Raw genomic sequence first — 23,859 nt, forward strand, 5'->3', positions numbered from 1 at the left:
CGTTCCGCCGCGGGGGGCGGGCAGTCCGCGAGCTGGGTGTGACAGGCGCGGCCGGGGCGGGGGGCCCCCCCCCCCCCCGCCGCGCGCCCCCCCCCACCGCTGTTCGCACAACGGCTGAGGGTCAGCGGCCGGCCAGCGTGTGCACGAAGCGCTCCGCGTCGACGGTGCCGAGGCCGGACGCCAGGTCGTAGCCCTTGACGGCCCGGTAGCCCGTCACCGAGTCCCAGGAGTTGTCGCCCTCGGTGACGTCGGTGATGCCGCTCCACTGCGGCGGCAGCGCGGCCAGCGCGTACAGGCGCGGGTTGAGCTGGCCGAGGCGGCGCCCGGCGAGCTGGTCGGCCAGGGCCACGATGCCCGAGAAGATCGGGGTGGCCTCGCTGGTGCCGCCGGTCAGGTGCCAGCCGACCCGGGACGGGTCGTAGGACTCGTACGTCCAGGCGGCGCCGTCCACGGCCGCGCTCATCGAGATGTCCGGGGTGCCGCGGCGGTTGCCGGTCACGCCGGCCACGCCCGCCTGGTACCACGGGCGTTCGAAGACGCCGGAGACGCCGCCGCCGCCCGCGCCGTAGTCGTCGTGCCAGACCTTGTCCGGGGCGGTGCGGTCGCCCTTGTCGTCGAGGGTCAGCTGGGTGCCGCCGACCGAGGTGACCAGCGGGTCCGCGGACGGGAAGGAGTTGACCCGGTACGGGTACAGGTCGGTGCCGTTCTCCATCGCGTCGGTCGCGCCGTTGTCGCCGGACGCGGCGAGCACGGTGACGTCCTTTGCGGCGGCGAACCTGAAGGCGTACCGCAGGCTCTCGATGGACCTGAAGTCGCCCTTGTCGAAGCCCGGGAAGGTGTTCTCGGTGGCGCCGAAGCTCTGCGAGATCACGTCCACGTCGCGGTGCTGCAGGAGCCACTTCTCGGCGTCCATCATCTCCGGCAGGCCGGTGACGCCCTCGGTCTCCGCGACGCCGGTCTCCACCAGCACGATGTGCGCGTCGGGGGCGATCGCGTGCGCGTACTCCACGTCCAGGGTGGTCTCGCCCGCCCAGCCGGTGTGGTCCGGGTTGCCCGGGTCGAACGGCGGGACGTCGCCCCACTTGACCACCTCGACCTGGGTGTCGGGGATGCCCCACTGCTTGTCGAACACCTCCAGGTCGTGCTGGATCGTCGGCGAGCCGAAGGAGTCGACGATCACGATGGTGCGGCCCTTGCCCGTGACGCCCTGCTGGTACAGCGGGTCCAGGTGGTAGGCCCGGCGGTACTGCAGCGGCGAGTAGCAGTGGATGCCGATCTGCGACACGCAGTCCGACGTCGATATCGGCGCGACCCGGCCGACCGCGTCGATGTGCCCGGCCGAGGCGGGGCGCAGGTGGAACGCGGCCGGCCGGTGCGGCTCGGCCGCCGTCCGGGCGGTCGCGGTGGCGCCGGTCAGGGCGGTCGCGCCGACGGCGAGCAGCGCGGCGGCCCGCAGCGCGGTGGAACGTCGGGGACCTGCGGTGGCGGGGTGCATGCCCAAGAGGACTCCTCGATGAGACGGCTCCCGGCCCGACCGGCCGGGACGACCCCTATCCCACCGGCCGCGGCGGGGCCCGGCCATAGTCCGAAACGGGCGGTGCGGATGGCTCCGCGCGGCCACCGGAATCGGTAAAGGAAGGGGAGGGGTTCGGTAACGACCCAGCTCAGCACGGGCGATGACGTCCCGCCAGGTGAACGGCCGGGCGGGTGTACTCCGGTGGCCCGCGCCTCGTAGAGTCGGGCGGCATGGGACTGCTTTCGGCACTGGACGGCCGGTACGGGGACCGCGCGGACGCGGTGGTGGTGGACGGGCACGCGCTGTCCTACGAGGACCTGCTCGGCGCGGCCGGGGCGGTCGCCGAACGGGCCGCCGGCGCACCCGCGTTGGCGGTGCTCGCCCGGCCCGAGCCGGAGACGGTCGCGGCCGTGGTCGGCGGACTGCTGGCCGGCGTCCCCGTGGTGCCGGTGCCGCCCGACTCCGGGCCGCTGGAGCGCGCCCACATCCTGCGCGACAGCGGCGCCACCCTGCTGGCGGGCACCCGTCTGCCGCAGGACGCCGACGGGCCCGCCGCCCTCCCCGTCCGGCTCGCCGACCGGCCGGGCGGCCAGTGGCGGCCCGCCGCCGACGACCCCGACCGGACGGCGTTCGTGCTGTACACCTCCGGCACCACCGGCGCCCCCAAGGGCGCGCTGATCCCGCGGCGCGCCGTCGCCGCCGGACTCGACGGCCTCGCCGACGCCTGGCAGTGGACCGCCGACGACACCCTCGTGCACGGCCTGCCGCTGTTCCACGTGCACGGCCTGGTCCTCGGCGTGCTCGGCGCGCTGCGCACCGGCAGCCGCCTGGTGCACACCGGCCGGCCCACCCCCGCCGGGTACGCCGCCGCCCGGGGCAGCCTGTACTTCGGCGTCCCCACCGTGTGGTCCCGGATCGCCGCCGACACCGACGCCGCCCGCGCCCTCGCCGGCGCCCGGCTGCTGGTCTCCGGCAGCGCGCCGCTGCCCGTCCCCGTCTTCGAACAGCTGCGCCGGCTCACCGGGCAGGCCCCCGCCGAGCGGTACGGCATGACCGAGACCCTGATCACCGTCGCCACCCGGGCCGACGGCGAACGGCGGCCCGGCGCCGTCGGCGTGCCGCTGCCCGGCGTCCGCACCCGGCTGACCGGCGAGGACGGGCAGCCCGTGCCGCACGACGGCGAGAGCGTCGGCGAACTGCAGGTGCAGGGGCCGACGCTGTTCGACGGGTACCTCGGGCGGCCCGAGGCGACGGCCGCCTCGTGGACCGCCGACGGCTGGTTCCGCACCGGCGACGTCGCCGTGATCGGCGCGGACGGCTTCCACCGGATCGTCGGGCGGGCGTCCGTGGACCTGATCAAGAGCGGCGGCTACCGGATCGGCGCCGGCGAGGTCGAGGCCGCGCTGCGCGACCACCCCTCGGTGGTGGACGCCGCCGTGGTCGGCGCCCCCGACGACGACCTCGGGCAGGTGGTCGTCGCGTACGTGGTCGCCGGGGACGGGGGCCTGTCCGGCGAGCAGCTGATCGACTTCGTGGCGACCCGGCTGTCCGTGCACAAGCGGCCCCGGCGGGTCGTGCTCGTCGACGAACTGCCGCGCAACGCCATGGGCAAGGTGCTGAAGAAGCGGCTGCTCGACGCGGGGGCGTAGGGCGCGGGCGCAGGGCGGGGCCCCGCCGCCGCGCAAGGCGGTCCTTTCAGGAGCCCGGGGAGTGGGTACCACTGGGGGTGGCGTGGGGGCCCGGGCCCCGCGGCTGCCCGGCGGACCGGCCGGGCCGGCACGGAGGGACAGGGGTGCTGTGATCGTCTGGGTCAATGGGGCATTCGGGGCGGGCAAGACCAGCGCCTGCCGGGAGCTGACCGGGCTGCTGCCCGGAAGCGTGCTGTTCGAACCGGACACCGTCGGGGCGCTGCTGCGCGCCACCCTGCCGCCCGGCCGCCTCGCCGAGGCGACCGACCCGCAGGAACTCCCCGCGTGGCGGCGGCTGGTCGCCGAGACCGCCGCCGCGCTGGCCGAGGAGAGCGCCGGAGCCGTCCTCGTCCCGATGACACTGCTGCGCCAGGAGCACCGCGACGAGATCTTCGGCTCGCTGGCCGGCCGGGGCATCCCTGTCCACCACGTCGTCCTCGACCCTGTCGAAACGATCCTGCGCGCCCGCATCGCCACCCGCGAGGACACGCTGCGGCTGCGGCAGCACAACCGGGCCGCCCTGCCCGCGTACCTCGCCGCGCGCGGCTGGCTGGCCGGGGACGCGCGCATGATCGACAACGGGGTGCTGACACCGCGGCAGACCGCCGAACGGATCGCCGAACTGGTCCGCAGCGGCGCGGCGCGCTGCCCGATCGTGCGCACCGAGGGCGGCGACGGGGACACCGTGGCCGCCGCCGTCCTGCTCTTCGACGACCGCGACCGGGTGCTGCTGGTCGACCCCGCGTACAAACCCCACTGGGAGTTCCCCGGCGGCGTTGTCGAACGCGGCGAATCACCGACCGCGGCGGCGGTGCGGGAAGCCGCCGAGGAACTCGGACTGCGCCTGCGGCCGGAAGAGCTGCGGCTGCTGGCGGTCGACTGGGAACCCGGCAAGGGCCGCGGGCGCGGCGGGCTGCGCCTGGTCTACGACGGCGGCCGGCTCGGGCCCTCCGAGGTCCTGCGGCTGCGCCTGCCGACCGGCGAACTCCGGGACTGGCACTTCGCGACGCTGCGGGAAGCGGCGCAGATGCTGCCCGCCGCGCGGATGCGACGGCTGACGGCGGCGCTGGAGGCGCGGGCGGTGGGGGAGTTGAGGTACCTGGAAGGCGGGCGGCGGGCGGCGACGGGGGCTGCGCCGGCGCGCTGAGAAGACCGCGGGGGCCTCCCGGCCTGGCGAGCCGGGTGGTGTCCCGACGTGGCGCAGGCCCACCGGCGGTGCGGGCCGACGGGGTGAGCCGCTACTCTCTGCCGCTGCGCCCACGAACGTACGTGGGTTCGGTGGAGGGGACGAGAGACGCGTGACGGAACGGAAACTGGCCCTGGTCTCGGCGGCACGGCGGGCCGTGCTGCGGGCCGACGAGACGGACCGCCCCCGGCTGGTGGTGCTGGCCGTGGGCGGGAGCATCAACTGGATGATGGCGGTGTTCGGCCCGCTGCTCGGGATGATGCTGACCGACGCGTACTACCTGGTGGTGACGGACCGTTGGGTGTACGTGCTGAGCAGCTCGCGCAACGCGGACGGGCCGGAGCGGACGGTGCACGCGGTGGCGCTCGCGGACGCGGGCACGATGGTGGAGAAGGTGAAGCTCGGCACCACGTGGAACTCGCTGTGGCTGCGGATCCCCGGGCGGCGGTGGCCGGTGCGGCTGAAGGTGTCGTTCCACTCGCGGCCCGAACTGGACCGGTTCCTCGCCAGGTTGTGAGCGTGGGGCCGCCGCCCGGGCGGGGTGTCCGGGCGGCGGGGCGTCGGCTTTCTGCTACTCGCCGGGCTGGGGGAGGTAGCCGTTCTCCGACAGGTGGGCGCCGATCATCCGGTAGACGGCGGGGTCGTCGGGGGTGAGGGCGGCGAGGCCGTCGACGTAGCGGTTGTACATGCAGAAGGCGGAGGCGATCAGGACGGTGTCGTGGAGGGTGGCGTCGTCCGCGCCGAGGGCGCGGGCGGCGGCGATGTCCTGTTCGGTGACGGAGAGTCCGCTCTCGGCGACCTTGCCGGCGAGCTGGAGCAGGGCCCGCATCAGGTCGGAGACCGGGGCGGTGGCGAGGTCGGTCTGGACGGCGTCGACCAGGGCGGTGTCGCCGTCGAGGCGGTGGGCGGCGGTGGCGCCGTGGGCGGCCGCGCAGTAGCGGGTGCTGTTGAGGGAGGAGACGTAGGCGGCGATCAGTTCGCGTTCGCCGACGGTCAACGGGGAGTCGCCGCGCAGGAGTTGTTCGGCGAGTTCGCTCAGGCGCAGGCCGGACGCGGGGTTGAAGGACAGCAGGCCCCGGATGCCGGGGTGGGGGGAAGGGAGCGCGATGTGCGGCATGGCCATTACTGAACCCGCTCAAGACGCCCTTGGCAAGGCCTTGACCTGCGGTTGTGCGGTCACGGCGGGTAGGCGGCGGGCGGCTCGGACGCGCCCCTCGCGGGCGGGGCGGGTCCTGGCCGGAGACCCGGGCGGGCAGATTAGGATGGGCGACCGTGACTGACACCGGTAGCACTCAGGACCAGGACCCCGTCGAGCCGGTCGCGGCCCCTGCCGCCGACGCCGGTGACGAGGCGTCGGACGCACGTGGGATCGCGGACGCGGAGAGCGACGCCGAGCGCGACGTCGAGAGCGACGCCCGGAGCGACGCCGACGCGAGCGCCGAGCAACTCGCGCTGCTCGACGGGGTGTGGGACGTCGTGGTGGTCGGCGCCGGCCCCGCCGGGTCGTCGGCGGCGTACGCGGCCGCGACCCGCGGGCGGCGGGTGCTGCTGCTCGACAAGGCCGAGCACCCCCGCTACAAGACCTGCGGCGGCGGCATCATCGGACCGTCCCGGGACTCGCTGCCGGCCGACTTCAAGTTGCCGTTGCAGGACCGGATTTCGGCCGTCACCTTCGCCCTGAACGGCAAGTGGACGCGCACCCGGCGCTCGAAGCGGATGCTGTTCGGCGTGGTCAACCGCGACGAGTTCGACCTCCGCCTGGTGCAGGCCGCCGAGCAGGCCGGCGCGGTGCTGGTCACCGGCGTCACCGTGACCGGCATCGAGCAGCAGGGCGGGGACAGCCGCACCGTGTTCGTGACGCTCGCGGGCGGCGGGCGGGTGGAGGCGCGGGCCGTGGTCGGCGCGGACGGCTCGGCCAGCCGGATCGGGCGCCACGTCGGCGTCAGCTTCGACCAGATCGACCTGGGGCTGGAGGCGGAGATCCCCGTCCCGGAGTCCGTTTCGCGGGAGTGGGCCGGGCGGATCCACCTGGACTGGGGGCCGCTGCCGGGGTCGTACGGGTGGGTGTTCCCGAAGACCGACTCCGGGACGCTGACCGTCGGCGTGATCTCCGCGCGCGGCGAGGGCGAGAAGACCAAGCAGTACCTGGCGGACTACATCCGGCGGCTCGGGCTGTCCGGGTTCACGCCGCTGGTCGAGTCCGGGCACCTGACGCGGTGCCGCGCCGAGGACTCTCCGCTCTCGCGCGGGCGGGTGCTGGTGGCCGGCGACGCGGCCGGGCTGCTGGAGCCGTGGACCCGCGAGGGCATCTCGTACGCGCTGCGCTCCGGGCGACTGGCCGGCGAGTGGGCGGTGCAGGTCGCGGAGGCGGCGGGGGCGGCGGACGTGCGGCGGCAGGCGCTCAACTACTCGTTCGCGATCAAGGCGGGCCTGGGGGTGGAGATGCGGGCCGGCAAGATCATGCTGGCCTCGTTCGAGAAGCGGCCGCACCTGTTCCACGCGGCGGTCTCGCTGATCACGCCCGCGTGGCGGGCGTTCGCGCGGACCACGCAGGGGCACACGACGTTCGCGCAGATCATGCGGGATCACCGGGCGGCGCGGAAGTTGGCTTCGGTCGCGGGGCGTTGAGACTGCGGATCCGCCCGCGGAGGGAGTTCCCTTCGCGGGCGGATCTTTGTGTTGGGGGGCTTGCTGGGTCGGGCGTGGTCCGGGGTCCGTCCGGGGAGGGGGGCTTTCTTCGTCGGGCGGATCTTTGCGTTGGGGGCCTCCCGCTTCGCGCAGTTCCCCGCGCCCCTGCGGGGCGCTGTTCGGCGGGGCGCTGTTGGGCGGGGTGCTGGTGGGGCGGGAGGCCAGGAACTGGTGGGGGGCGGGGACTGGCGGGGCTACTTGAGGCCGGTGTCCAGGGCGTTCATCAGGGTGCCGGTGGGGGTGTCGCCGGACATTTCCCAGATCATGGCGCCGAGGAGGTTCTTGGACTTGAGCCAGGCGGTCTTCTGGGCGATGGACCAGGCGTCGTCGAAGGTCCACCACTGGCCGCCGTTGCCGGTGTAGCCGTAGGTGGAGACGGAGGCGGGGTCGTGGTAGACGGTGAGGTTGGGGACGGAGGTGATGAGGTTGTTGTAGCCGCGGGTGCCGGCTTCCTCGGCGAACTGGCCGGGGGCGGCGCCGCCGGCGGACTGCCAGGCGCCGTGGGCGCCGCCGTCGGTGACGTTCTGCCAGCCGCGGCCGTAGAAGGGGAAGCCGATGGTGAGTTTGCGGGGGTTGACGCCGGCGTCGAGGTAGGCGTTGACGGCGTTCTCGATGGAGAAGTGGAACGGGTAGGGGTCGTTGGCGTCGGTGCGGAGGTTGGACGCCTGGCCGGTGCGGTTGGGCTCCCAGGAGTTGTCGGAGCCGGAGCCGTGGAAGTCGTAGCCCTGGACGTTGGCGATGTCGAGGGACTGGAAGATCTTCGAGAGGTCCCAGCCCTGGCCGATCTTGGCGGGGTCGGCGGGGGTGAAGGCGGTGAGCAGCTTGTGCGAGCCGCCGAGGGCGTCGAGCTGGCGGCGGAACTCGGCGAGCAGCAGGGTCAGGTTGTCCTTGTCGGCGGGGGAGTAGTGGTTGCCGGCGTGGCCGTCGGGGGAGCCGGGCCACTCCCAGTCGATGTCGATGCCGTCGAAGATGCCGGCGCCGGTGCCGGGGCCGCCCGCGCCGTTGTAGGAGGGCAGGTTGCCCTTGATCCAGATGTCGATGCAGGAGGAGACGAGCTTCTTGCGGGAGGCGTCGGTGGCGGCGGCGTCGGAGAAGTACTTGGAGTACGTCCAGCCGCCGAGCGAGACGACGACCTTGAGGTTCGGGTACTTGGCCTTGAGCTTCTTCAGCTGGTTGAGGTTGCCGCGCAGCGGTGACCAGCCGTCGTCGGCGACGCCGTCCACGGACTGGGCGGCGCTCATCGGGCGGGCGTAGTCGGCGTCGGCGTCGCCCGCGCCGGTGCCCTGGTCGGGGTCCTGCGGGTTGGCGGTGGTGCCCTTGGTGACGCCCGCCAGGCAGGTCAGGTTGACCGGGTCGATGTTCTCGAAGGCGTAGTTGATGACGTCGAGCTTGGCGGCGCTGCCGGAGGTGTCGAGGTTCTTGACGAAGTACTGGCGGCCGTAGATGCCCCACTGGACGAAGTAGCCGACCCGGGAGTACTTGCCGGGGCCGGCCAGGTCGCCGGTGGTGACGGTGAGCGCGCCCGAGGCGGGGGAGTTGTTGTCGGCGGCGTCCCGGGCCTTGACCGTGAAGGTGTACGCGGTGGCGGGGGAGAGCTGTCCGACGGTGGCGGTGGTGCCGGTGACGGTCTGGACCAGGGTGGCGCCCTGGTAGACGTCGTACGCGGCGACCCGCTTGTTGTCGGTGGCGGCGTCCCAGGCGAGCGAGACGCTGGTGGAGGTGGTGCCGGTGGAGCGCAGGTTGCCCGGGGCGGTGGGCGGCACGGTGTCGGTGGCCGGGTCGACGGTGGCGGCCGTCAGGGCGGTGCTGACCGGGCCGGTGTTGCCGCGGGTGTCCTTGGCGCGGACGGTCAGGTTGTAGGTGGTCGCCGGGGTGAGGTTGGTGAGCGTGGTGGAGGTGCCGGTGGCGGAGCCGAGGATCACCGAGCCGTTGAGGACGTCGTAGGAGGCGACCGGGAAGTCGCCCTTGCCCGCGGCCGTCCAGCTCAGCGAGAGGCTGTGGGCGGTGGCGTCGACCAGCGTCGGGGCGCCGGGCGCGGTCGGCGGGACGTCCGGGGTGCCGTCGCACTTGTCGCCGTTGACGCGGCAGTTGAGCGGTGCGCTGATCGGCCCGTTGCCGATGAACCAGAAGCTGTACGGCTCGGTGGAGCCGTTCGCGGGCACCGTCGCGTTGTAGTACGCGTTGGTGGCGACCACGTGGCTGCCGGTGGTGGTGGCGGTGCCGTTGTAGCTGCCGTTCATGGTGACGCCGGAGGGCAGGTCGAACTCCAGCGTCCAGCCGGTGACGGCCGTCGCGTTGGGGTTCTTGACGACGAGCGTGCCCTTCCACCAGGAGCCGTAGTTGTCGCTGGTGAAGGTGGCGGTGAGCTTGGCCGCGGCGTGCGCGGGGGTGGCGGCGAGCAGGGCGATCGGCAGGGCGAGCGTGGCCAGCAGGGCCAGCAGTTTGGCCCGGAGGCGTTGCCTGGAGCGGACGTGCATCGGTACTCCCTGTCTGGTGTGGGGGATTCCGTACAGGGGTGCCGGGGAGCCAGCACACAGGAGGGTAGGTGGACTGGACCAACTCGTCAACAGGTCTATACCGGAAGGGAGTTGACGAAGATCGGCCCGGCATGATCCACCGACTGTCGGTGCCGGCCGGCAGGATCCACCGCATGGGACTCGATGTGGTGGTGGGGGCGCTGATCGGCGCCGAGCAGGACACGGCGGACTGGTTCCGCGAGGAGTGCGCGACGATCCGCGCCGTGCTGGAGCGCGAGGGCCTGCCCGGCTGGCAGGAGCCGGAGAGCGGGCAGCAGTTCGGCGACCGGGTGTGGGGGTACTCGGGGCTGCACACGCTGCGCCGCCTCGCCGCCCACCTGGCGGCCACCGGGCAGCTGCCCGAGCCGCTGGCGGAGGGCGAACGGGCCTCCGAGGACCGGGAGTTGAGGGAGGCGTACGACGACATACCGGACGACCCGGCGGGCCCGTTCGACCACCTGATCCACCACTCGGACTGCGAGGGCTACTACGTCCCGGTGGACTTCGGGCCGGTGCTGGTGGACGAGGAGCCGGCCGGCGGCATGCTCGGCTCCTCGGTGCGGCTGCTGGCCGAGCTGCGGGTGGTCGCCGAGGCGCTCGGGCTGCCGGAGGACCTCGACCCGGACGGGAAGGAGGTCACCGACGTGCTCGACGGCGCCGACCCGGAGGAGAAGGGCTGGAAGCGCTACGGCACCGAGTCGTTCATCTGCCTGCAGCTGATGCGCGCGGCCCGGCACTCGGTGGAGACCGGCGCGGTCATGGCGTTCTGCTGACCGCGCCGGCAGCGGCTCAGCCGCGGACGGCGAGCTCCGCCACCACCGCGCGGTGGTCCGTCCGCGCCAGGGTGTGCTCGCCGACCGACACCGCCGTCAGCTCCCGGCCGTGCAGGACGTGGTCGATCTGGATCACCGGCGGCAGGAACGGCAGGTCCCGGTTGTCCTCCGGCCAGGTCGGGAACAGCCCCGCCCCCAGCTCGGCGTGGGTGTCCGCCAACCCCGTCGCCAGCAGGCTCCGCATCGGCGCGTGGTCGAGCGTCGCGTTGAAGTCGCCCAGCAGCACCGCGTCGGCGGTCCGCCCCGGCGCGGCGTCGCGCAGCGCGCGCAGGTCGGCCGCCCACCTGCGGGCGTCGCCGAGCGGGTAGTACGTGTGCACCGCCACCAGCCGCACCGGCCGGCCGCCGACCTCGACGCTCACGTTGGTGGTCGGCCAGTCCGGATCCGCCGCGCCCGTGACCGGCAGCCGGGTGTAGATCGCGGTGTCGGTGCCCTCCGGCAGCTCCCGGTGCGGCAGCAGCTCGCGGATGCCCGCCTCGTCCAGCGCGGCCGCCGCCGAGCCGCTCAACTCCTCCACCGCCAGGGCGTCCAGGCGCTGCTCCCGGACCAGGTCGACCAGCGCCTTCGGCGAGACGCCGCCCATGTAGGCGTTGCTGGTGCCCACCCGCAGCCGCGGCGCACCCGCCGGCGCCGCCCCGGCGTCCGGGACCAACCGCGGGACCAGCCACCACAGTTGGACCCCCACCAGGACCACGGCCAGGGCCGCGAGCCGGCGGCGGCGCAGCACGGCCAGCACCACCGGCACCGGCAGCGTCAGCAGCGCCGCGTACGGCAGCGTCGCCATCGGCAGGGCGAGGGTCGTCCCGTCGTCCAGCCCCAGCACCCGGACGGCGGCGAGGGCCGCCGCGCCGAGCAGCACCAGCCCGCACAGGCCGGTCAGGGCCGTCCGCCACCACCGGCGGGCGGGTGGGCCGGTCTTCGATCTGCCGTCAGCCACGATGCTCCCAAGATCGCCGATTGCCGTTGCCCGGGGAAGACGATCACGGCCCGGCCGCGGTTCCGGCCGCGGGTTGCAGTGCGGAAGGACGTGTACAGCCCAGGTTTACCCGCGCCGTACCACCCGGGGTTGACGACTGCTCGGGGCCCCGCGGCCAGGATGAGCCCGTCCCGACCGGAGCCCCACGAAGGAGAAGCACCGTGAAGAAGACCGCAGCGGTCCTCGCAGGCACCGCCCTGCTCGCCCTCGCCACCGCCGTGCCGGCCCACGCCTCCGACGACTGGAGCAAGATCTCCGGCTGGTCCTACCTGGCCAACAGCCAGCCCACCGGCTACATGTACGAGTACGACCTGGCCGAGGGCTGGGGCCGGGTCGACTGGAGCGGCACCACCGTCGAGGTCCACGCCGGCGCGCAGGACATCCTCGAGGGCGACGGGTACTGCGCCGTCACCCAGCTCCGCTACCACGTGAAGACCGGCGCCAGCTGGAACCCCGACTGGCAGTACCGCAGCCCCGCCGTGGACTGCACCGGCAACGGCAGCCAGGTCGTCTCGTCCTACTACCGCTCCAACTACCCCGTCAAGGACGTCGCGTTCCGCGTCTGCGTGGGCGGCCCGGACGGGACGGTCGTCGACTGCCGCGCCTGGTCCTGGTAGCGCCCCGGCCGCTCACCGGCCGCCGTCCGGGCGGTGGACGGTGAGCTCGCCGTAGGCCGCCAGCGCCCCGGCCGGGTCGGTCGGCGCGGGGCGCAGGACGGCGTTCAGGAAGGCGAGGGTGGCCCCGGCGGTGACGCGGACGCTCGCGGCGCGGCCCAGGGAGCCGACCAGCGACGGCACCGGCGGCAGGTAGAGCGGGCCGTCCATGAAGCTCAGGTGCGCCGCGCCGGGGACGGTGAGCCGGTAGCCCGGCGCGGTGCCCGCCGCGAGGGCTTCCGCCAGGCGGGGCAGGTAGCGCGGGTCGGTGCTCGCGGTGACGGCCTGGGTCAGGGCGAGCACCGGCCGTGCCAGGGCCGGGGAGAGCGGGCCGTGCGGGTAGCCGTCCAGGTCGACGACGGCGGCGAAGCGCGGGTCCTGCCGGGCGGCCTGCAGGGCGGCGGCGCCGCCCATCGAGTGCCCGGCCGCCGCGGCCCGGCCGGTGTCCAGGCGTCCGGCCAGCGGATCGGTGCTCCCGGCCCGGCCGGCGTCCTCCAGCCGGGTCAGCACGAAGCGCAGGTCGGCGGCGCGGAGGGCGGTCCAGTCGGCGGCGAGCCGCTCGTCCGCGTCCCGGTCGCCGGTGGAGGCGGTCGCGGAGCGGATCGTCCGGCCGTCGTCGAGGACCACGACCGCCGAGTCGTACGGGTGGTCGAGGGCGGCCACCAGGTAGCCGTGACTGGCCAACTCCTCCGCCCACGCGGTGTTCTGGGTGCGCACCCCGCCCGAGCCCGGCGAGAACAGCACCACCGGGAACCGTTCGCCGCCGTCGGCCGGCGGCGCGTCGACCACCGCGCGGGAGCGGGCCCGGGGAACGCCGTCCACCAGGAAGCCGGGCAGGCCGGCCGCGTCGGCGAGGGCGTCGGAGACGGTGCGCGCCTCCTGTTCGGTGCGCCCGAGGTAGCGGGCCCGCGGCGCGCCCGCCGGGGCCCGCCGCGCCGGGTACCAGAGCTGGACGACGACCGTGCGCCGGTCGTCCGGGTCGGCCGTGAACGTCTCGGGGCGGCCGGGGTCGGTCCACTGCACCACCCGGGTGCCGACCGCGAACGGGCCCGACGGCTCGGGGAACTCCGGCACCGGGAACGCCCACGCGGCCACCGGCCCGGCGGCGATCAGGCCCAGGCACGCCGCCGACCCCGGCAGCGCCGGCCACCAACGGGCCCGCCGCGCCGGCCGGTCGGGCCGCCGGCGCAGGACCGGAGCGAGCGCGAACGGCAGCGCCAGGGCGGCGCCCGCCAGCACCGGCAGGAGCTGCCAGCGCAGCCCGGCCACCGCCAGCACGAGCGCGGCCGCCGCGACGACCGCCGCCGCCGCGACCGTCGCCCGCGGGCGGACGGCGGGCGGGAGCCAGCGGGCCGTCACCAGCACGACGGCGCCCAGGACGGCGAGGAACTCCGGAAGGGACAGCGGCAGCCCCGCGATGGTCTCGGTCACGCCCGCCATCCTCGGCGCGCGGCGCCCGCCGCCGCATCGGCCTCGGGTCGTTGCCGCGTCGCCCGCAGGTCGCAGCGAACGCGCCGCGGCGGCGGCCGGAGTGCGACCGCAGGAGGAGGCCGGGACCTCCCGCAGGAGGACACCCGGGCCGCCGCCGGGGTCAGGGGCCGAGCAGCTGCTCGGCGAGCGGGCTGCGCGCGTACAGCACCAGGCGGCCGTGCCGGGCGCGGGTGACCAGGCGGGTGGTGTGCAGGACGGCGAGGTGCTGGCTGACCGCGCCGGGGGTGACGCCCAGGCGGCGGGCCAACTCGGTGGTGGCGGTGGGCTCCTGGAGCAGCGTCAGCAGGCGGGCCTTCGGTGCGCCGAGCAGCTGCTCCAGGGCCTGCGGCGCGGGCGGCGGGTCGGCGGGGCCGGTCAGGTTGCCCTGGCCGCGCGCCAGGTAGCTGATCGACGGGGTCAGGTCGGGGCCGATCGCGGTGATCGCGCCGCGCGCGAAGCAGGTCGGCAGCAGGGCCAGGCCGCGCCGGTCCACCGGGATGTCCAGGTCGCTGTCGCCCCAGTCGCGGTCGATGGTCAGCACCCCGTCCGTCCAGCGCAGCCGGTGGTCGAGGTCGGCGAACAGGCCGGCCGCGCCGCGTTCGGCCAGCACCCGGGCGCGGTGCACGATGTCGGCGTGCAGCACCGAGCGGGCGCGCGGCCACCAGGCGGGCTCCAGCACGTGCGTCCAGTACTGCTCCAGGGCGTCGGCGACCCGCCGGACCAGCTCCGCCGGGCGGTCGTCGAAGGCCGCCAGCAGCGGCGGCACCCGGCGGTCGTGGGGCAGGAAGGTGACGTCCAACTCGTGCCGCAGCCGGGCGGGTTCGAAGGCGCGGACGACGGCCAGCTCGGCCCGGAAGTCGGGAAACGGGACGCTCGGGCGGGGCGTCAGGAAGTCCGGCACGTACTTGTTGCCCGCCACCAGGGCGCGCAGCAGCGGCGCGGCCGGCAGGGCCTCGAAGGCGGGGCGCATCGCCTCGAACGCCGCGCCGTGCGGGTACTGGCCGGGGTGGGTCCACATCCGCAGGCTGAGCACCGTCTCCTGGAGCGGCGAGCAGGCGAAGTAGGTGGCGGCCAGGTCGGCCAGACCCAGCCGGAACCGCAGCACCATGGCGTTCCCCCTGTTCGGGCCGGTGGATTCAGGCCCGGGCTAAATCAATACCACCCTCGCTCCGTACCCGGTCTGATCGGGTCATGACCGCCACTGAACTCGCGGCCGACGAGGCCGCGTCGCCCAGCCATGCCCCGAGCCGGTTCGCCCGGCTGATCCCGCAGGACCCGGTGCTGCGCCGGCTGTCCCTGATCACCCTGATCAACACCGCCGGCAACGGCCTGACGATGACGCTGTCGGTGCTGTTCTTCACCCGCGTCCTGGGCTTCGGGGTGGCGCAGGTCGGCCTGGTGCTGACCGTCGCGGGGGCGGTCGGGCTGGCGGCGGGCGTGCCGGCGGGATGGCTGTCCGACCGGTACGGGCCCAAGCCGGTGCTGGTGGCGCTGCTGGCGGTGCAGACGGTGTGCGCGCTCGGGTACGTGCTGGTGCACGACCTGACGGCGTTCGCGGTGCTGGCCTGCGTGCTGGCGGCCGCCGACCGGGGCGGCTCGGCGGTGCGCGGCGCGCTGTTCGCCGAGGTGCTGCCGGCGGACGGCCGGGTGACGGGGCGGGCCTACCTGCGGGCGGTCACCAACATCGGCATCGGCGCGGGCACCGCGGCCGCCGCCGTGGTGCTCCAACTCGACACCCGCGGCGCGTACGTGACGGCGCTGCTGGTCGACGGTGCGACCTACGGCGTGATCGCGGTGATGTACGCGGCCCTGGTGCACCTGCCGCCGCGGGCCGCCGACCACGCCGAGAAGGCCAGGGCCGAGGGCGGGACGCTCGCGGTGCTGCGGGACGGGCGCTACCTGGCGATGACCGGCCTGAACGCGGTGGTCACGCTGCAGTTCGTGATGATCGAGGTCGGGGTGCCGCTGTGGGTGGTGCGGGAGACCGACGCGCCGCGCTGGATGGCGGCCGGCGGCCTGCTGGTGAACACCGCGCTGGTGGTCGTCCTGCAGGTGCGGGCCACCCGGGGCACCGAGGAGGTCGGCGCGGCCGCCCGGATCTTCCGCCGGGGCGCGCTGCTGGTGGCCGGCTCCTGCGCGGTGCTGGCACTGGCCGCCGGACTGCCCGGCTGGGCGGCGGCGCTGATGGTCGCCGCCGGGGTCGGACTCCAGGCGCTCGGCGAGGTGTACAGCCAGGCCGGGGCCTGGGCGCTGGGCTACGACCTGGCGAAGGAGCACGCGCACGGCGCCTACCAGGGCGTCTTCAACACCGGCATGTCGGGCGCGCTGATGGTCGGCCCGGTGCTGATCACCTCGGTGGTGATCGCCCACGGCACGGCGGGCTGGCTGCTGCTGGCCGCGCTGTTCGCCGCCGCGGGCTTCGGCATGACCCTGCTGGTGCGGCGCTGACGGCGGGAAGCACAACGGCGCGGGTGACCGGGGGGTCGCCCGCGCCGTGGTGGTGCCGTCGGGGGTCAGCAGCTCAGGTTCGAGCCGGTGGGGACGCCCAGGATGGCGGCGAAGGAGGTGTAGGCGTTGATCCGGCTCTGCACCTGCGCCGGGTTGCCGCCGTTGCACTCCAGCGCGCCGTTGATGGAGCGGATGGTCTCGCCGAAGCCCTTGCCGTTGACCATGGCGTTGTGCGCGGTCATGGTGCCCGGGCCGTTCTGCGTCATCCAGTACCAGATGCCGGTCTTCCAGGCGACGGCCGCGTCGGTCTGCACCAGGTTCGGGTTGTGCAGCAGGTCGATGCCGAGCGCGTCGCCGGCCGCCTTGTAGTTGAAGTTCCAGCTCAGCTGGATCGGGCCACGCCCGTAGTAGGCGGCCTGGCCGGCCGGGCAGCCGTAGGGCTGGGTGGTGTCGCAGTAGTGCGGGTAGTTGGCGGTGTTCTGCTCGACGACGTACACCAGCCCGCCGGTCTCGTGGTTGATGTTGGCGAGGAAGGCCGCCGCCTCCTGCTTCTTCACGGTGTCCGAGCCGGTGCCCGCGAACGCCGGGTAGGCGCTCAGCGCCGCGACCAGGCCGTTGTACGTGTAGAACGGGTTCCGGCTCGGGAACATCTGGTTGAACTGGGCCTCGGAGACCACGAATCCGCCCGGGTTGGGGGTGGTGCTGCCGGTCGGGCTCGGCGAGGGCGAGGGCTGGTCGTCGGCGCAGTTCGACGGGCTCCAGTACCAGGTGGAGACCGTCGGGTCGTAGCCCGGGTTGTCGTGGGTGGCGACGTAGAACTTGCCGTTGGGCACGTACTTGACCACGGTGCCGGTCGTGTACTGGGTGCCGGCCACCCAGACCTGGAAGGCGCAGACCGAGCCGGACGGCTTCGGGCTCGGGCTGGACGTGCCGCCGGTGGGGGTGCTGGTCGGGGTCGGCGTGCCGCCGCCGCAGGCGCCCTGGTCGGCCCAGACGCCGGTGCCGGCGGTGGACGGGGCCTCGCCCTGGGTCCACCACTTGGCGTTCCAGTTGTGGCCGTTGTAGGAGGCGCTCATTCCGCCGGTGTACACCTGCGAGGCCGAGTACGGCGTCGTGCAGGCGGTGGCGGCGGTGGAGGAGGCCGGCAGCATGACGGCCAGTCCGGTGGCGGCCAGCGCACCGGTCAGCAGGGCGGCGATCCGGCCGCGGCCGGAGCGTGAACGGCGGTGGGAGAGCGTGCGGGTGGGGGACATCGGCCACTCCTTGTGGGGGGAACGAGCGGTGTGTCATGCACTCAAGCCAGGGTGGCCGTTAACTGTCAATAGGTCTAGACCTTAAGAGAATTGGGGGCGTGTACGCACCGAATGCTGGTCACCGGGGCGGGCGTCGTGCCAGGGTGCAGGCGAAAGACCGTCCGACCCACCCTCAGCCGGAAGGCAGGCCGAACCAGATGACCAGCGAAGCGCTCCTGCGCCGCAGCACCGCCGACGCCGTCGCCACCCTCGTGCTCGACTCCCCGCACAACCGCAACGCCCTCTCCACCCGGCTGATGGCCGAGCTCACCGCGGGCCTCGCCGAGGCCGCCGCCGACCCCGAGGTGCGCGCCGTCGTCCTCGGCCACACCGGGCGGGTGTTCTGCGCCGGCGCCGACCTCTCCGAGGCCACCGGCGACGACCCCACCGTCGGACCGCGCGGCCTGGTCGCCCTGCAACGCGCCCTCGTCGACTGCCCCAAGCCCGTCATCGCCCGCCTGGACGGCCACGTCCGGGCCGGCGGACTCGGCCTGGTCGGCGCCTGCGACCTGGCCGTCGCCGGGCCCGACTGCACCTTCGCCTTCACCGAGGCCCGCCTCGGCCTCGCCCCCGCCGTCATCTCGCTGCCGCTGCGCCCCAAGCTGGAGCCGCGCGCCGCCGCCCGGTACTACCTCACCGGCGAGACCTTCGACTCCGCCGAGGCGGCCCGGATCGGGCTGGTCACCGAGGCCGCCGACGACACCGGCGCCGCGCTGAAGACGATCCTGGACGCGCTGCGGCTGTGCTCGCCGCAGGGCCTCGCCGAGTCCAAGCAGCTGGCCAACGCCGCCGTCCGGGAGTCCTTCGAGCGGCACACCGAGGAGCTGGTCGCCCAGTCGGCGCGGCTGTTCGGCTCCGAGGAGGCGCAGGAGGGCATGCGCGCCTTCCTGGAGAAGCGGCCCGCGCGCTGGGTGCGCTGAGCCGGTCCCCGGCCGGAAGTTACCGGCCGGTGTGAGTTTGGTCCCGTTGCCGGTCACGGGCCTGCGGCGGCCGATACGGTGAGCGCATGTCGATCGTCCGCGCGCTGCTGGAGTCCGTCCGCGAGAGGTCGCGCCGGGCGGCCGGGCGCGCGGTGCACCGGGGCTGGCGCTGGGTGCAGGACGCCGGCGCGGTCAGCAACCGGAGCCCCGGGCCGTACCGGTTCGGGGAGCTCGGCGACGGCACCAAACTGGCCTTCCCGCTCGGCACCGTCTTCAACGAACAGTGGATCACCGTCGGGCCGTTCTCCATCATCGGCGAACGCGTCACCATCTCGGCCGGCTTCCTGCCCGGGCTCGACCTCGGGCCCGAGCCGATCGTCCGGATCGGCGGCGGCTGCGTGATCGGCCGGGGCAGCCACATCGTCGGGCACCAGCAGATCGTGCTCGGCGACGACGTGTGGACCGGCCCGAACGTCTACATCACCGACCAGGCGCACGAGTACCGCGACACCGAACTGCCGATCGGCAAGCAGTGGCCGCGCAACGAGCCCGTCTCGATCGGCGCCGGCTCCTGGATCGGCACCGGCGCGGTGATCCTGCCCGGCGCGCGGCTCGGCCGCAACGTGGTGGTCGCCGCCAACTCCGTGGTCTCCGGCGAAGTCCCCGACTACGCGGTGGTGGCCGGCGCCCCCGCCCGCCAGGTCCGCACCTGGAACCCCGAGGACGGCTGGCAGCCCCCCATCCGCCACGAGGCCCCCCGCCCCGTCCCCGACGGCGTCACCGCCGAACAGCTGCGCGCCCTGGTCGGCTGGGACCTGCGGCTGCCGGGCGAGGGCGCCGCCCCCGAGGAGTAGCCGCGGGCGCTCCCCGGGACGGCACGGGGTGCAACGAGGGTCACAGGTGGACAACACCGGCGACCCGGCCGGCCGGAACGGTGCGGCGAGGAGCGCCGCGTGCGGCAGGATGCTCCCTCGTGGATCTCGCTGATGACGGGGTCGGGCCGCGGGGGCGTCGACAGGTCGTGATCGGGATCCGGTTCAACTGATCCGAATCCACCTGGAATTGACCATGTACCTCGGCAGAATCGCCGTTGCCGCCTCGGCGGCCGCCCCCGCCCTCACCGCCCGCGGTCCGAACGTCCCGAACGACGGCCACTTCGAAGCCGTCGGCGAACCCACGGTCCACGACGTCGGTAACACCACCAGGACCCTGCTGCCGGACGAGAACCTCCGGGCCGGGGAGGTCGACGACAAGGGCGCTCTGCTCGGCGTCGCGCAGCTGTAACGCCCCTGACGGCACGTCGGCGGCCGAACGGCGGTCCGGACGCTGTGGGGGCGACCGGAACGCCTTTCGGCCGCCGAGGCGTCAGGTGCGCGGCCACCGGCCGTCAGCTGCGTTCGGTACGGCTGAATCCGAGTGGGCCGCCGTCCGCGGCGTGCCCCCGTTGTCCTGAGGAGAGCACGATGAACCGACATGTGAGAGGCACCGTGGGCGCGATACTGTCCGCGGTGCTCGGCCTCGGGTCGCTGATGGTGTCCGCCGCCGCCCCGGCGCACGCGGACAGCCCCATGAGCACCCCCTGGTACGAAAGCCTGAGCTCCGCCACGGCCGGCTCGGACTGGATGCAGGGCGTTCCCGACAGCACCGACCTGGGCGCCATGTCCATCCCCGGAACCCACGAGTCGCTGTCCACCTTCGGCGGCGACTCGACCCAGACCCAGGAGGGCGACTCCACCCAGGCCGGCAACCTGCCCGCCCAACTGGCGGCCGGCATCCGGGCGTTCGACATCCGGGTCCGCGTCGTCGGCGGGCAGAGCAAGTCGAACGGCGAATACGTCGCCGGCTCGTACGCCGTCCACCACGGGATGGTCTACCAGCACGCGATGCTGGGCGACGCCCTCAACCAGTTCCAGACGTTCCTGGCGAACCACCCCGGCGAGACGCTGCTGCTCCGCCTGAAGGCCGAGTGCACCGGTTCGGGGACCTCGTGCACCGACGACCTGGTGGACGTCGAGGCGCCGCCCGTCTACGACTCCGCCTCCGAGACCTACGTCCCCGCCACGCCCTCCGCCGACGCCAAGACCGCCTACCGGAAGAACCTCTTCGGCCGCTACTTCGCGGAGCGCCCCGGCCTGTTCTACGCGCCGTCGGTCACCCCGCCGACCGACACGGTGAACCAGGGAGAGGTCCCGACGCTCGGCGCCGTCCGGGGGAAGCTGGTGCTGACGGGCCTCTACGGCCCCTTCGGCGGCGACTACGGGTGGGGCCTGAAGCAGCAGACCTCCGGCATGGAGAACAACAAGGGCGCCAGCCTCGCCGGCGAGGCCGGGGACTGCAAGGACCGGACCGACTCCGCCGACCACACCTGCTTCGTCCAGGACCAGTACGACGTCCCCAACATGATGGCCATCGCCAGCAAGCGCGACTACGTGCGGCGGCACCTGGACCGCCAGAACAGCGATCCCGACCAGGACAAGAAGCTGTACATCAACTACACCAGCGGCGCCTCGGAGTTCGCGTACCCCTACTCGGTGGCCAGCGGCTGCGCCGCCCAGATCTGCACGAGCCAGGGCGTCAACGAGTTCCTGCTGACGTACCTCAACCAGACCACGGGCACGCACGCCCCGGTGGTCCGCACCGGCGTGGTGATGATGGACTTCCCCGGCGGCGCCCTCATCGACAAGATCGTCAGCTACAACTCCTACCGGCCCGGCACGGGCGGCACCGTGGCCCCGACCGCCTCGACGGCGGCGGCCGACAAGTTCCTGCTGGACGCCATCGACCGGTACGGCTCGCAGGACGCCCTGCGGATCCCGCAGAGCTACACGGGCGGCCACTTCGGGCCAGGAGACCCGTGGGGCCCCGCCGGGTACCAGTCGTCGTTCACCTACGACAACGCCCTCACCGTCATGGCGCTCCTGACGAACCGCACCGGCACCGACCTCGGCCACGCCGTCGCGCTCGGCGACAGCCTGCTGTACGCCCAGGACCACGATCCGGTGAACGACGGCCGGATCCGGGCCTCCTACCTGCCGGACCCGTTCGTCACCACGCTGGGCCGGGACTACCCGGTCGGCACGCCCTACATCGGCGGCTGGTCGGTGTACACCGGGAACATGGCCTGGGCCGGCATGGCGTTCTGCCACCTGTACCGGGCCACCAATGACAGCAAGTACCTCAACGGCGCGCTGCGCGCGGCGAACTGGATCCAGGCCAACTCGGCCGACACCCGGGGCGCCGGCGGCTACACCGGCGGCTACGCCGACACCTCCCCGGCCGAGGACGGCAGCGGCATGGTCCAGCGGACCTGGAAGGCCACCGAGCACAACATCGACGTCGGCGCGTTCTTCACCATGCTGAGCCAACTGACCGGCGACCAGGCCTGGAAGAGCCGGGGCGACAACGCCTTCGCGTTCGTGAAGTCGATGCTCAGCGCCGACAGCAACCACCTGTGGACCGGCACCGGCCTGGACGGCGTCACCGTCAACGAGGACGCGGTGCCCGAGGACGTCCAGACCTGGAGCTACCTGGCCACCCTCGACTCCGCCTACGCGCGCACCACCGACTGGGCCGCCGGGCGGATGGCCGCCACCGACGGGCCGTTCAGCGGCGTCGGCTTCAGCACCGCCGACACCTCCAAGGTGTGGTTCGAGGGCACCGCGCACCTGCTGGCCGCCTACAACCGGCGCAAGGCTCCCGGCGACGACGCCAAGGCCGCCGCGCTGCTGTCCACCCTGCAACTGGCGCAGACCGGCGCGCCCAACGCCAACGGCACCGGCATCGTCGCGGCCTCCAGCGACGGCCTGGTCACCGGCCAGGGCGACATCTACTACGCCTCCCAGCACACCGGCGCCACCGCCTGGTACCTGATCGCCGCCCGGGGCGGAAACCCGTTCCGCCTCTGACCCCTTCCCACGTGCCCGGCCCCGGAACGCCTCCGGGGCCGGGCACGCGCACACGTCTGCGGCGGACGCTCCGCCGGGGCGTCAGGAGGCCTGGTGGCGGCGGGTGGTGAGGGCCAGCAGGCCCGCCAGGGCGGAGGTGGCGGCGACGGTGAGGAGGGCGAGCGGGAGGGAGGTGGCGTCGGCGAGGAAGCCGATGACCGGGGGGCCGACGAGCATGCCCGCGTAGCCGGGGGTGGAGGCGGTGGCCACGCCCTGCGGGCCGCCCGCTTCGCCGGCGCGGGCGATGGCGAGCGGGAAGACGTTGGCCAGGCCCAGGCCGACCAGGACGAAGCCGGCCAGCGCGGCGGGGACGGACGGGGCGAGGGCGGCGGTGGCCATGCCCGCGCAGGCGGTGAGGCCGCCGAGCAGGACGACCCGGGTCGGGCCGAGGCGTTCGGCCAGCCAGGTGCCGGAGAGCCGGCCCGCCGTCATGGCGAAGGCGAAGGCCGCGTACCCGGTGGCGGCGAGCGCGGCGCTCGCGTGGACGTCGTCGGTGAGGTGCAGGGTCGCCCAGTCGGCGAGCGCGCCCTCGCCGTACGCGGTGCACAGCGCGGTCAGGCCGAGCAGGACGACGAGCAGCCGGGTGCGGCCGGAGACCGGCGAAGTGCCGCTCGGCGCCGGGGCGTTGACGGGTCGTGGGCGGGCGGCCGGGGCGCGCAGCAGGGCGGCGCCCGCGACGGCGGTGACGGCCAGTCCGAGGGCGGCGGACAGCGCCAGCGCCCAGCCGGCGGACAGGCGCCCGGCGAGCAGCCCGCCGACGGCCGCGCCGAGCAGGCCGCCGAGGCTGTAGCCGGCGTGGAAGCTCGGCATGACGGGCCGTCGCAGTTCGGCGACCAGGTCGACAGCGGCGCTGTTCATCGCCACGTTGGCCGCGCCGTACCCGGCGCCGAACAGCAGCAGCACCGCGCCGAGGGCGAGCACCGAGCGGGTGTGCGCGGGCAGGGCGACGGCGAGCGAGAACACGGCGACGGCGGCGACCGTGACGGGCCGGGAGCCGAAGCGCAGGCAGAGCCGGCCGACCACGGCCATGGTGGCGACCGCGCCCGCCGAGACGCACAGCAGGGCCAGGCCCAGCGCGCTGTGCGAGGCGGCGACCTGGGCGCGGACGTCCGGGATGCGGACCACCCAGGCGGCGAACAGGAAGCCGTCGACGGTGAAGAAGGCGGTGAGGGCGAGACGTGCCGCCGACCAGGAGGTGCGTCGGCCGGACGGAGCGGCGCGGGAGAGGAGGCGGGTCGAGGAGGAGCGGGCCGAGGAGGAGCGGGCTTCTGTTTTGTTCAGTAGCGGCACAAAGTCAGAATAGGGGAGTGCCGCACACACCTTCAAGCCCGAACCGGAGCCCCGCCGTGAGCACCCCGCGCCGCACCGCCCCCGACCGCGGCCGCACCCTGCTCGGACCGGCGCTGCGCCTGATCCACACCGGGCGGGCCCCCACCCGCTCCGCGCTCACCGGCGCCCTCGACGTCACCCGCGCCACCGCCGGCGCGGTCACCGGCGAACTGGAGGCGCTCGGCCTGATCAGCGTCGACTCCCGCCCCGCCGGCGGCGGCCGCGGCCGCCCCTCGCACCGCCTCGCGCCCGCCGACCCCGGCCCCGCCGTGCTCGCCGCCCAACTGCACGCCGACGGCGTCTCCGCCGCCCTCGCGGGCCTCGGCGGCCGGCTGCTGGAGACCGTCCACCTGCCGCTGCCCGCCGACACCGCGCCCGAGCAGCTGCTCGCCGCGGCCGC

General features: G+C 74.2%; 19 protein-coding genes and 1 pseudogene. 12 read left to right on the forward strand and 8 right to left on the reverse strand.

Annotated features, from left to right (window positions below):
• Window positions 1-121: 121 nt before the first annotated feature.
• Window positions 122-1,495: a S53 family peptidase gene (locus ACWEMJ_RS29080; RefSeq protein WP_452140090.1), complete on the reverse strand. Its 1,374-nt coding sequence runs from the start codon at window positions 1,493-1,495 to the stop codon at window positions 122-124.
• A gap of 251 nt (window positions 1,496-1,746) precedes the next feature.
• Here ACWEMJ_RS29080 and ACWEMJ_RS29085 point away from each other — a divergent pair, with 251 nt between their 5' ends.
• From ACWEMJ_RS29085 to ACWEMJ_RS29095, 3 genes are all read left to right on the forward strand, one after another.
• The gene (locus tag ACWEMJ_RS29085; RefSeq protein WP_452140091.1) at window positions 1,747-3,165 is read left to right on the forward strand and encodes an acyl-CoA synthetase; all 1,419 of its coding nucleotides are present in this window, start codon (window positions 1,747-1,749) and stop codon (window positions 3,163-3,165) included.
• A 148-nt stretch (window positions 3,166-3,313) separates the two neighbouring features.
• The gene (locus ACWEMJ_RS29090) at window positions 3,314-4,351 is read left to right on the forward strand and encodes an NUDIX domain-containing protein (RefSeq protein ID WP_452140092.1); all 1,038 of its coding nucleotides are present in this window, start codon (window positions 3,314-3,316) and stop codon (window positions 4,349-4,351) included.
• A 151-nt stretch (window positions 4,352-4,502) separates the two neighbouring features.
• The gene (locus tag ACWEMJ_RS29095; RefSeq protein WP_452140093.1) at window positions 4,503-4,907 is read left to right on the forward strand and encodes a hypothetical protein; all 405 of its coding nucleotides are present in this window, start codon (window positions 4,503-4,505) and stop codon (window positions 4,905-4,907) included.
• A gap of 54 nt (window positions 4,908-4,961) precedes the next feature.
• Here ACWEMJ_RS29095 and ACWEMJ_RS29100 read toward each other — a convergent pair whose 3' ends face one another.
• Window positions 4,962-5,507, reverse strand: coding sequence for a carboxymuconolactone decarboxylase family protein (locus ACWEMJ_RS29100; RefSeq protein ID WP_452140094.1), 546 nt, complete (start codon window positions 5,505-5,507; stop codon window positions 4,962-4,964).
• 155 nt (window positions 5,508-5,662) lie between these two features.
• Here ACWEMJ_RS29100 and ACWEMJ_RS29105 point away from each other — a divergent pair, with 155 nt between their 5' ends.
• Window positions 5,663-7,018 (forward strand): geranylgeranyl reductase family protein, encoded by a 1,356-nt coding sequence (locus ACWEMJ_RS29105; RefSeq protein ID WP_452140095.1) that lies wholly within the window; start codon window positions 5,663-5,665, stop codon window positions 7,016-7,018.
• Between the two features lie 254 nt (window positions 7,019-7,272).
• Here the strand turns inward: ACWEMJ_RS29105 and ACWEMJ_RS29110 are convergent, their stop codons facing one another.
• A complete protein-coding gene (locus ACWEMJ_RS29110; protein ID WP_452140096.1) occupies window positions 7,273-9,555 on the reverse strand; it encodes a glycosyl hydrolase family 18 protein in 2,283 nt (760 codons plus the stop codon).
• Window positions 9,556-9,728: 173 nt separating this feature from the next.
• Between ACWEMJ_RS29110 and ACWEMJ_RS29115 the strand changes: the two genes are divergently transcribed.
• Entirely contained in the window at window positions 9,729-10,367 is a 639-nt protein-coding gene (locus tag ACWEMJ_RS29115) for a hypothetical protein (protein ID WP_452140097.1), read from the forward strand.
• 16 nt (window positions 10,368-10,383) lie between these two features.
• Here ACWEMJ_RS29115 and ACWEMJ_RS29120 read toward each other — a convergent pair whose 3' ends face one another.
• Complete coding sequence (locus tag ACWEMJ_RS29120) at window positions 10,384-11,364, reverse strand: endonuclease/exonuclease/phosphatase family protein (RefSeq protein WP_452140098.1); 981 nt, start codon at window positions 11,362-11,364, stop codon at window positions 10,384-10,386.
• Window positions 11,365-11,564: 200 nt separating this feature from the next.
• Here ACWEMJ_RS29120 and ACWEMJ_RS29125 point away from each other — a divergent pair, with 200 nt between their 5' ends.
• The gene (locus ACWEMJ_RS29125) at window positions 11,565-12,020 is read left to right on the forward strand and encodes a hypothetical protein (protein ID WP_452140099.1); all 456 of its coding nucleotides are present in this window, start codon (window positions 11,565-11,567) and stop codon (window positions 12,018-12,020) included.
• Between the two features lie 12 nt (window positions 12,021-12,032).
• Here ACWEMJ_RS29125 and ACWEMJ_RS29130 read toward each other — a convergent pair whose 3' ends face one another.
• Both ACWEMJ_RS29130 and ACWEMJ_RS29135 read right to left on the reverse strand, forming a co-directional pair.
• Window positions 12,033-13,496: an alpha/beta hydrolase family protein gene (locus tag ACWEMJ_RS29130; RefSeq protein ID WP_452140100.1), complete on the reverse strand. Its 1,464-nt coding sequence runs from the start codon at window positions 13,494-13,496 to the stop codon at window positions 12,033-12,035.
• A gap of 151 nt (window positions 13,497-13,647) precedes the next feature.
• Window positions 13,648-14,634 (reverse strand): ArsR/SmtB family transcription factor, encoded by a 987-nt coding sequence (locus ACWEMJ_RS29135; RefSeq protein ID WP_452140101.1) that lies wholly within the window; start codon window positions 14,632-14,634, stop codon window positions 13,648-13,650.
• A gap of 83 nt (window positions 14,635-14,717) precedes the next feature.
• Here ACWEMJ_RS29135 and ACWEMJ_RS29140 point away from each other — a divergent pair, with 83 nt between their 5' ends.
• Complete coding sequence (locus ACWEMJ_RS29140) at window positions 14,718-15,974, forward strand: MFS transporter (RefSeq protein WP_452140102.1); 1,257 nt, start codon at window positions 14,718-14,720, stop codon at window positions 15,972-15,974.
• A 65-nt stretch (window positions 15,975-16,039) separates the two neighbouring features.
• Here the strand turns inward: ACWEMJ_RS29140 and ACWEMJ_RS29145 are convergent, their stop codons facing one another.
• Complete coding sequence (locus ACWEMJ_RS29145; RefSeq protein WP_452140108.1) at window positions 16,040-17,125, reverse strand: glycoside hydrolase family 19 protein; 1,086 nt, start codon at window positions 17,123-17,125, stop codon at window positions 16,040-16,042.
• A gap of 299 nt (window positions 17,126-17,424) precedes the next feature.
• Between ACWEMJ_RS29145 and ACWEMJ_RS29150 the strand changes: the two genes are divergently transcribed.
• The 4 genes from ACWEMJ_RS29150 (at window position 17,425) to ACWEMJ_RS29165 (ending at window position 22,091) form a co-directional block, all read left to right on the forward strand.
• On the forward strand, window positions 17,425-18,186 hold the full coding sequence (locus ACWEMJ_RS29150) for an enoyl-CoA hydratase family protein (protein WP_452140103.1): 762 nt from the start codon (window positions 17,425-17,427) through the stop codon (window positions 18,184-18,186).
• An 86-nt stretch (window positions 18,187-18,272) separates the two neighbouring features.
• Window positions 18,273-19,040, forward strand: a complete 768-nt coding sequence (locus tag ACWEMJ_RS29155) for an acyltransferase (RefSeq protein ID WP_452140104.1) — start codon at window positions 18,273-18,275, stop codon at window positions 19,038-19,040.
• Window positions 19,041-19,254: 214 nt separating this feature from the next.
• Entirely contained in the window at window positions 19,255-19,470 is a 216-nt protein-coding gene (locus tag ACWEMJ_RS29160) for a hypothetical protein (protein ID WP_452140105.1), read from the forward strand.
• Window positions 19,471-19,649: 179 nt separating this feature from the next.
• Window positions 19,650-22,091 carry a phosphatidylinositol-specific phospholipase C gene (locus ACWEMJ_RS29165; RefSeq protein WP_452140106.1) on the forward strand — a complete coding sequence of 814 codons (2,442 nt, stop codon included), beginning with the start codon at window positions 19,650-19,652 and terminating at the stop codon, window positions 22,089-22,091.
• A gap of 81 nt (window positions 22,092-22,172) precedes the next feature.
• Here the strand turns inward: ACWEMJ_RS29165 and ACWEMJ_RS29170 are convergent, their stop codons facing one another.
• Entirely contained in the window at window positions 22,173-23,420 is a 1,248-nt protein-coding gene (locus ACWEMJ_RS29170) for an MFS transporter (protein WP_452140107.1), read from the reverse strand.
• A gap of 56 nt (window positions 23,421-23,476) precedes the next feature.
• Here ACWEMJ_RS29170 and ACWEMJ_RS29175 point away from each other — a divergent pair.
• Window positions 23,477-23,859 (forward strand): annotated as a pseudogene (locus tag ACWEMJ_RS29175) (ROK family protein); the annotation flags it as partial.

Source organism: Kitasatospora sp. NPDC004531 (assembly GCF_053602195.1).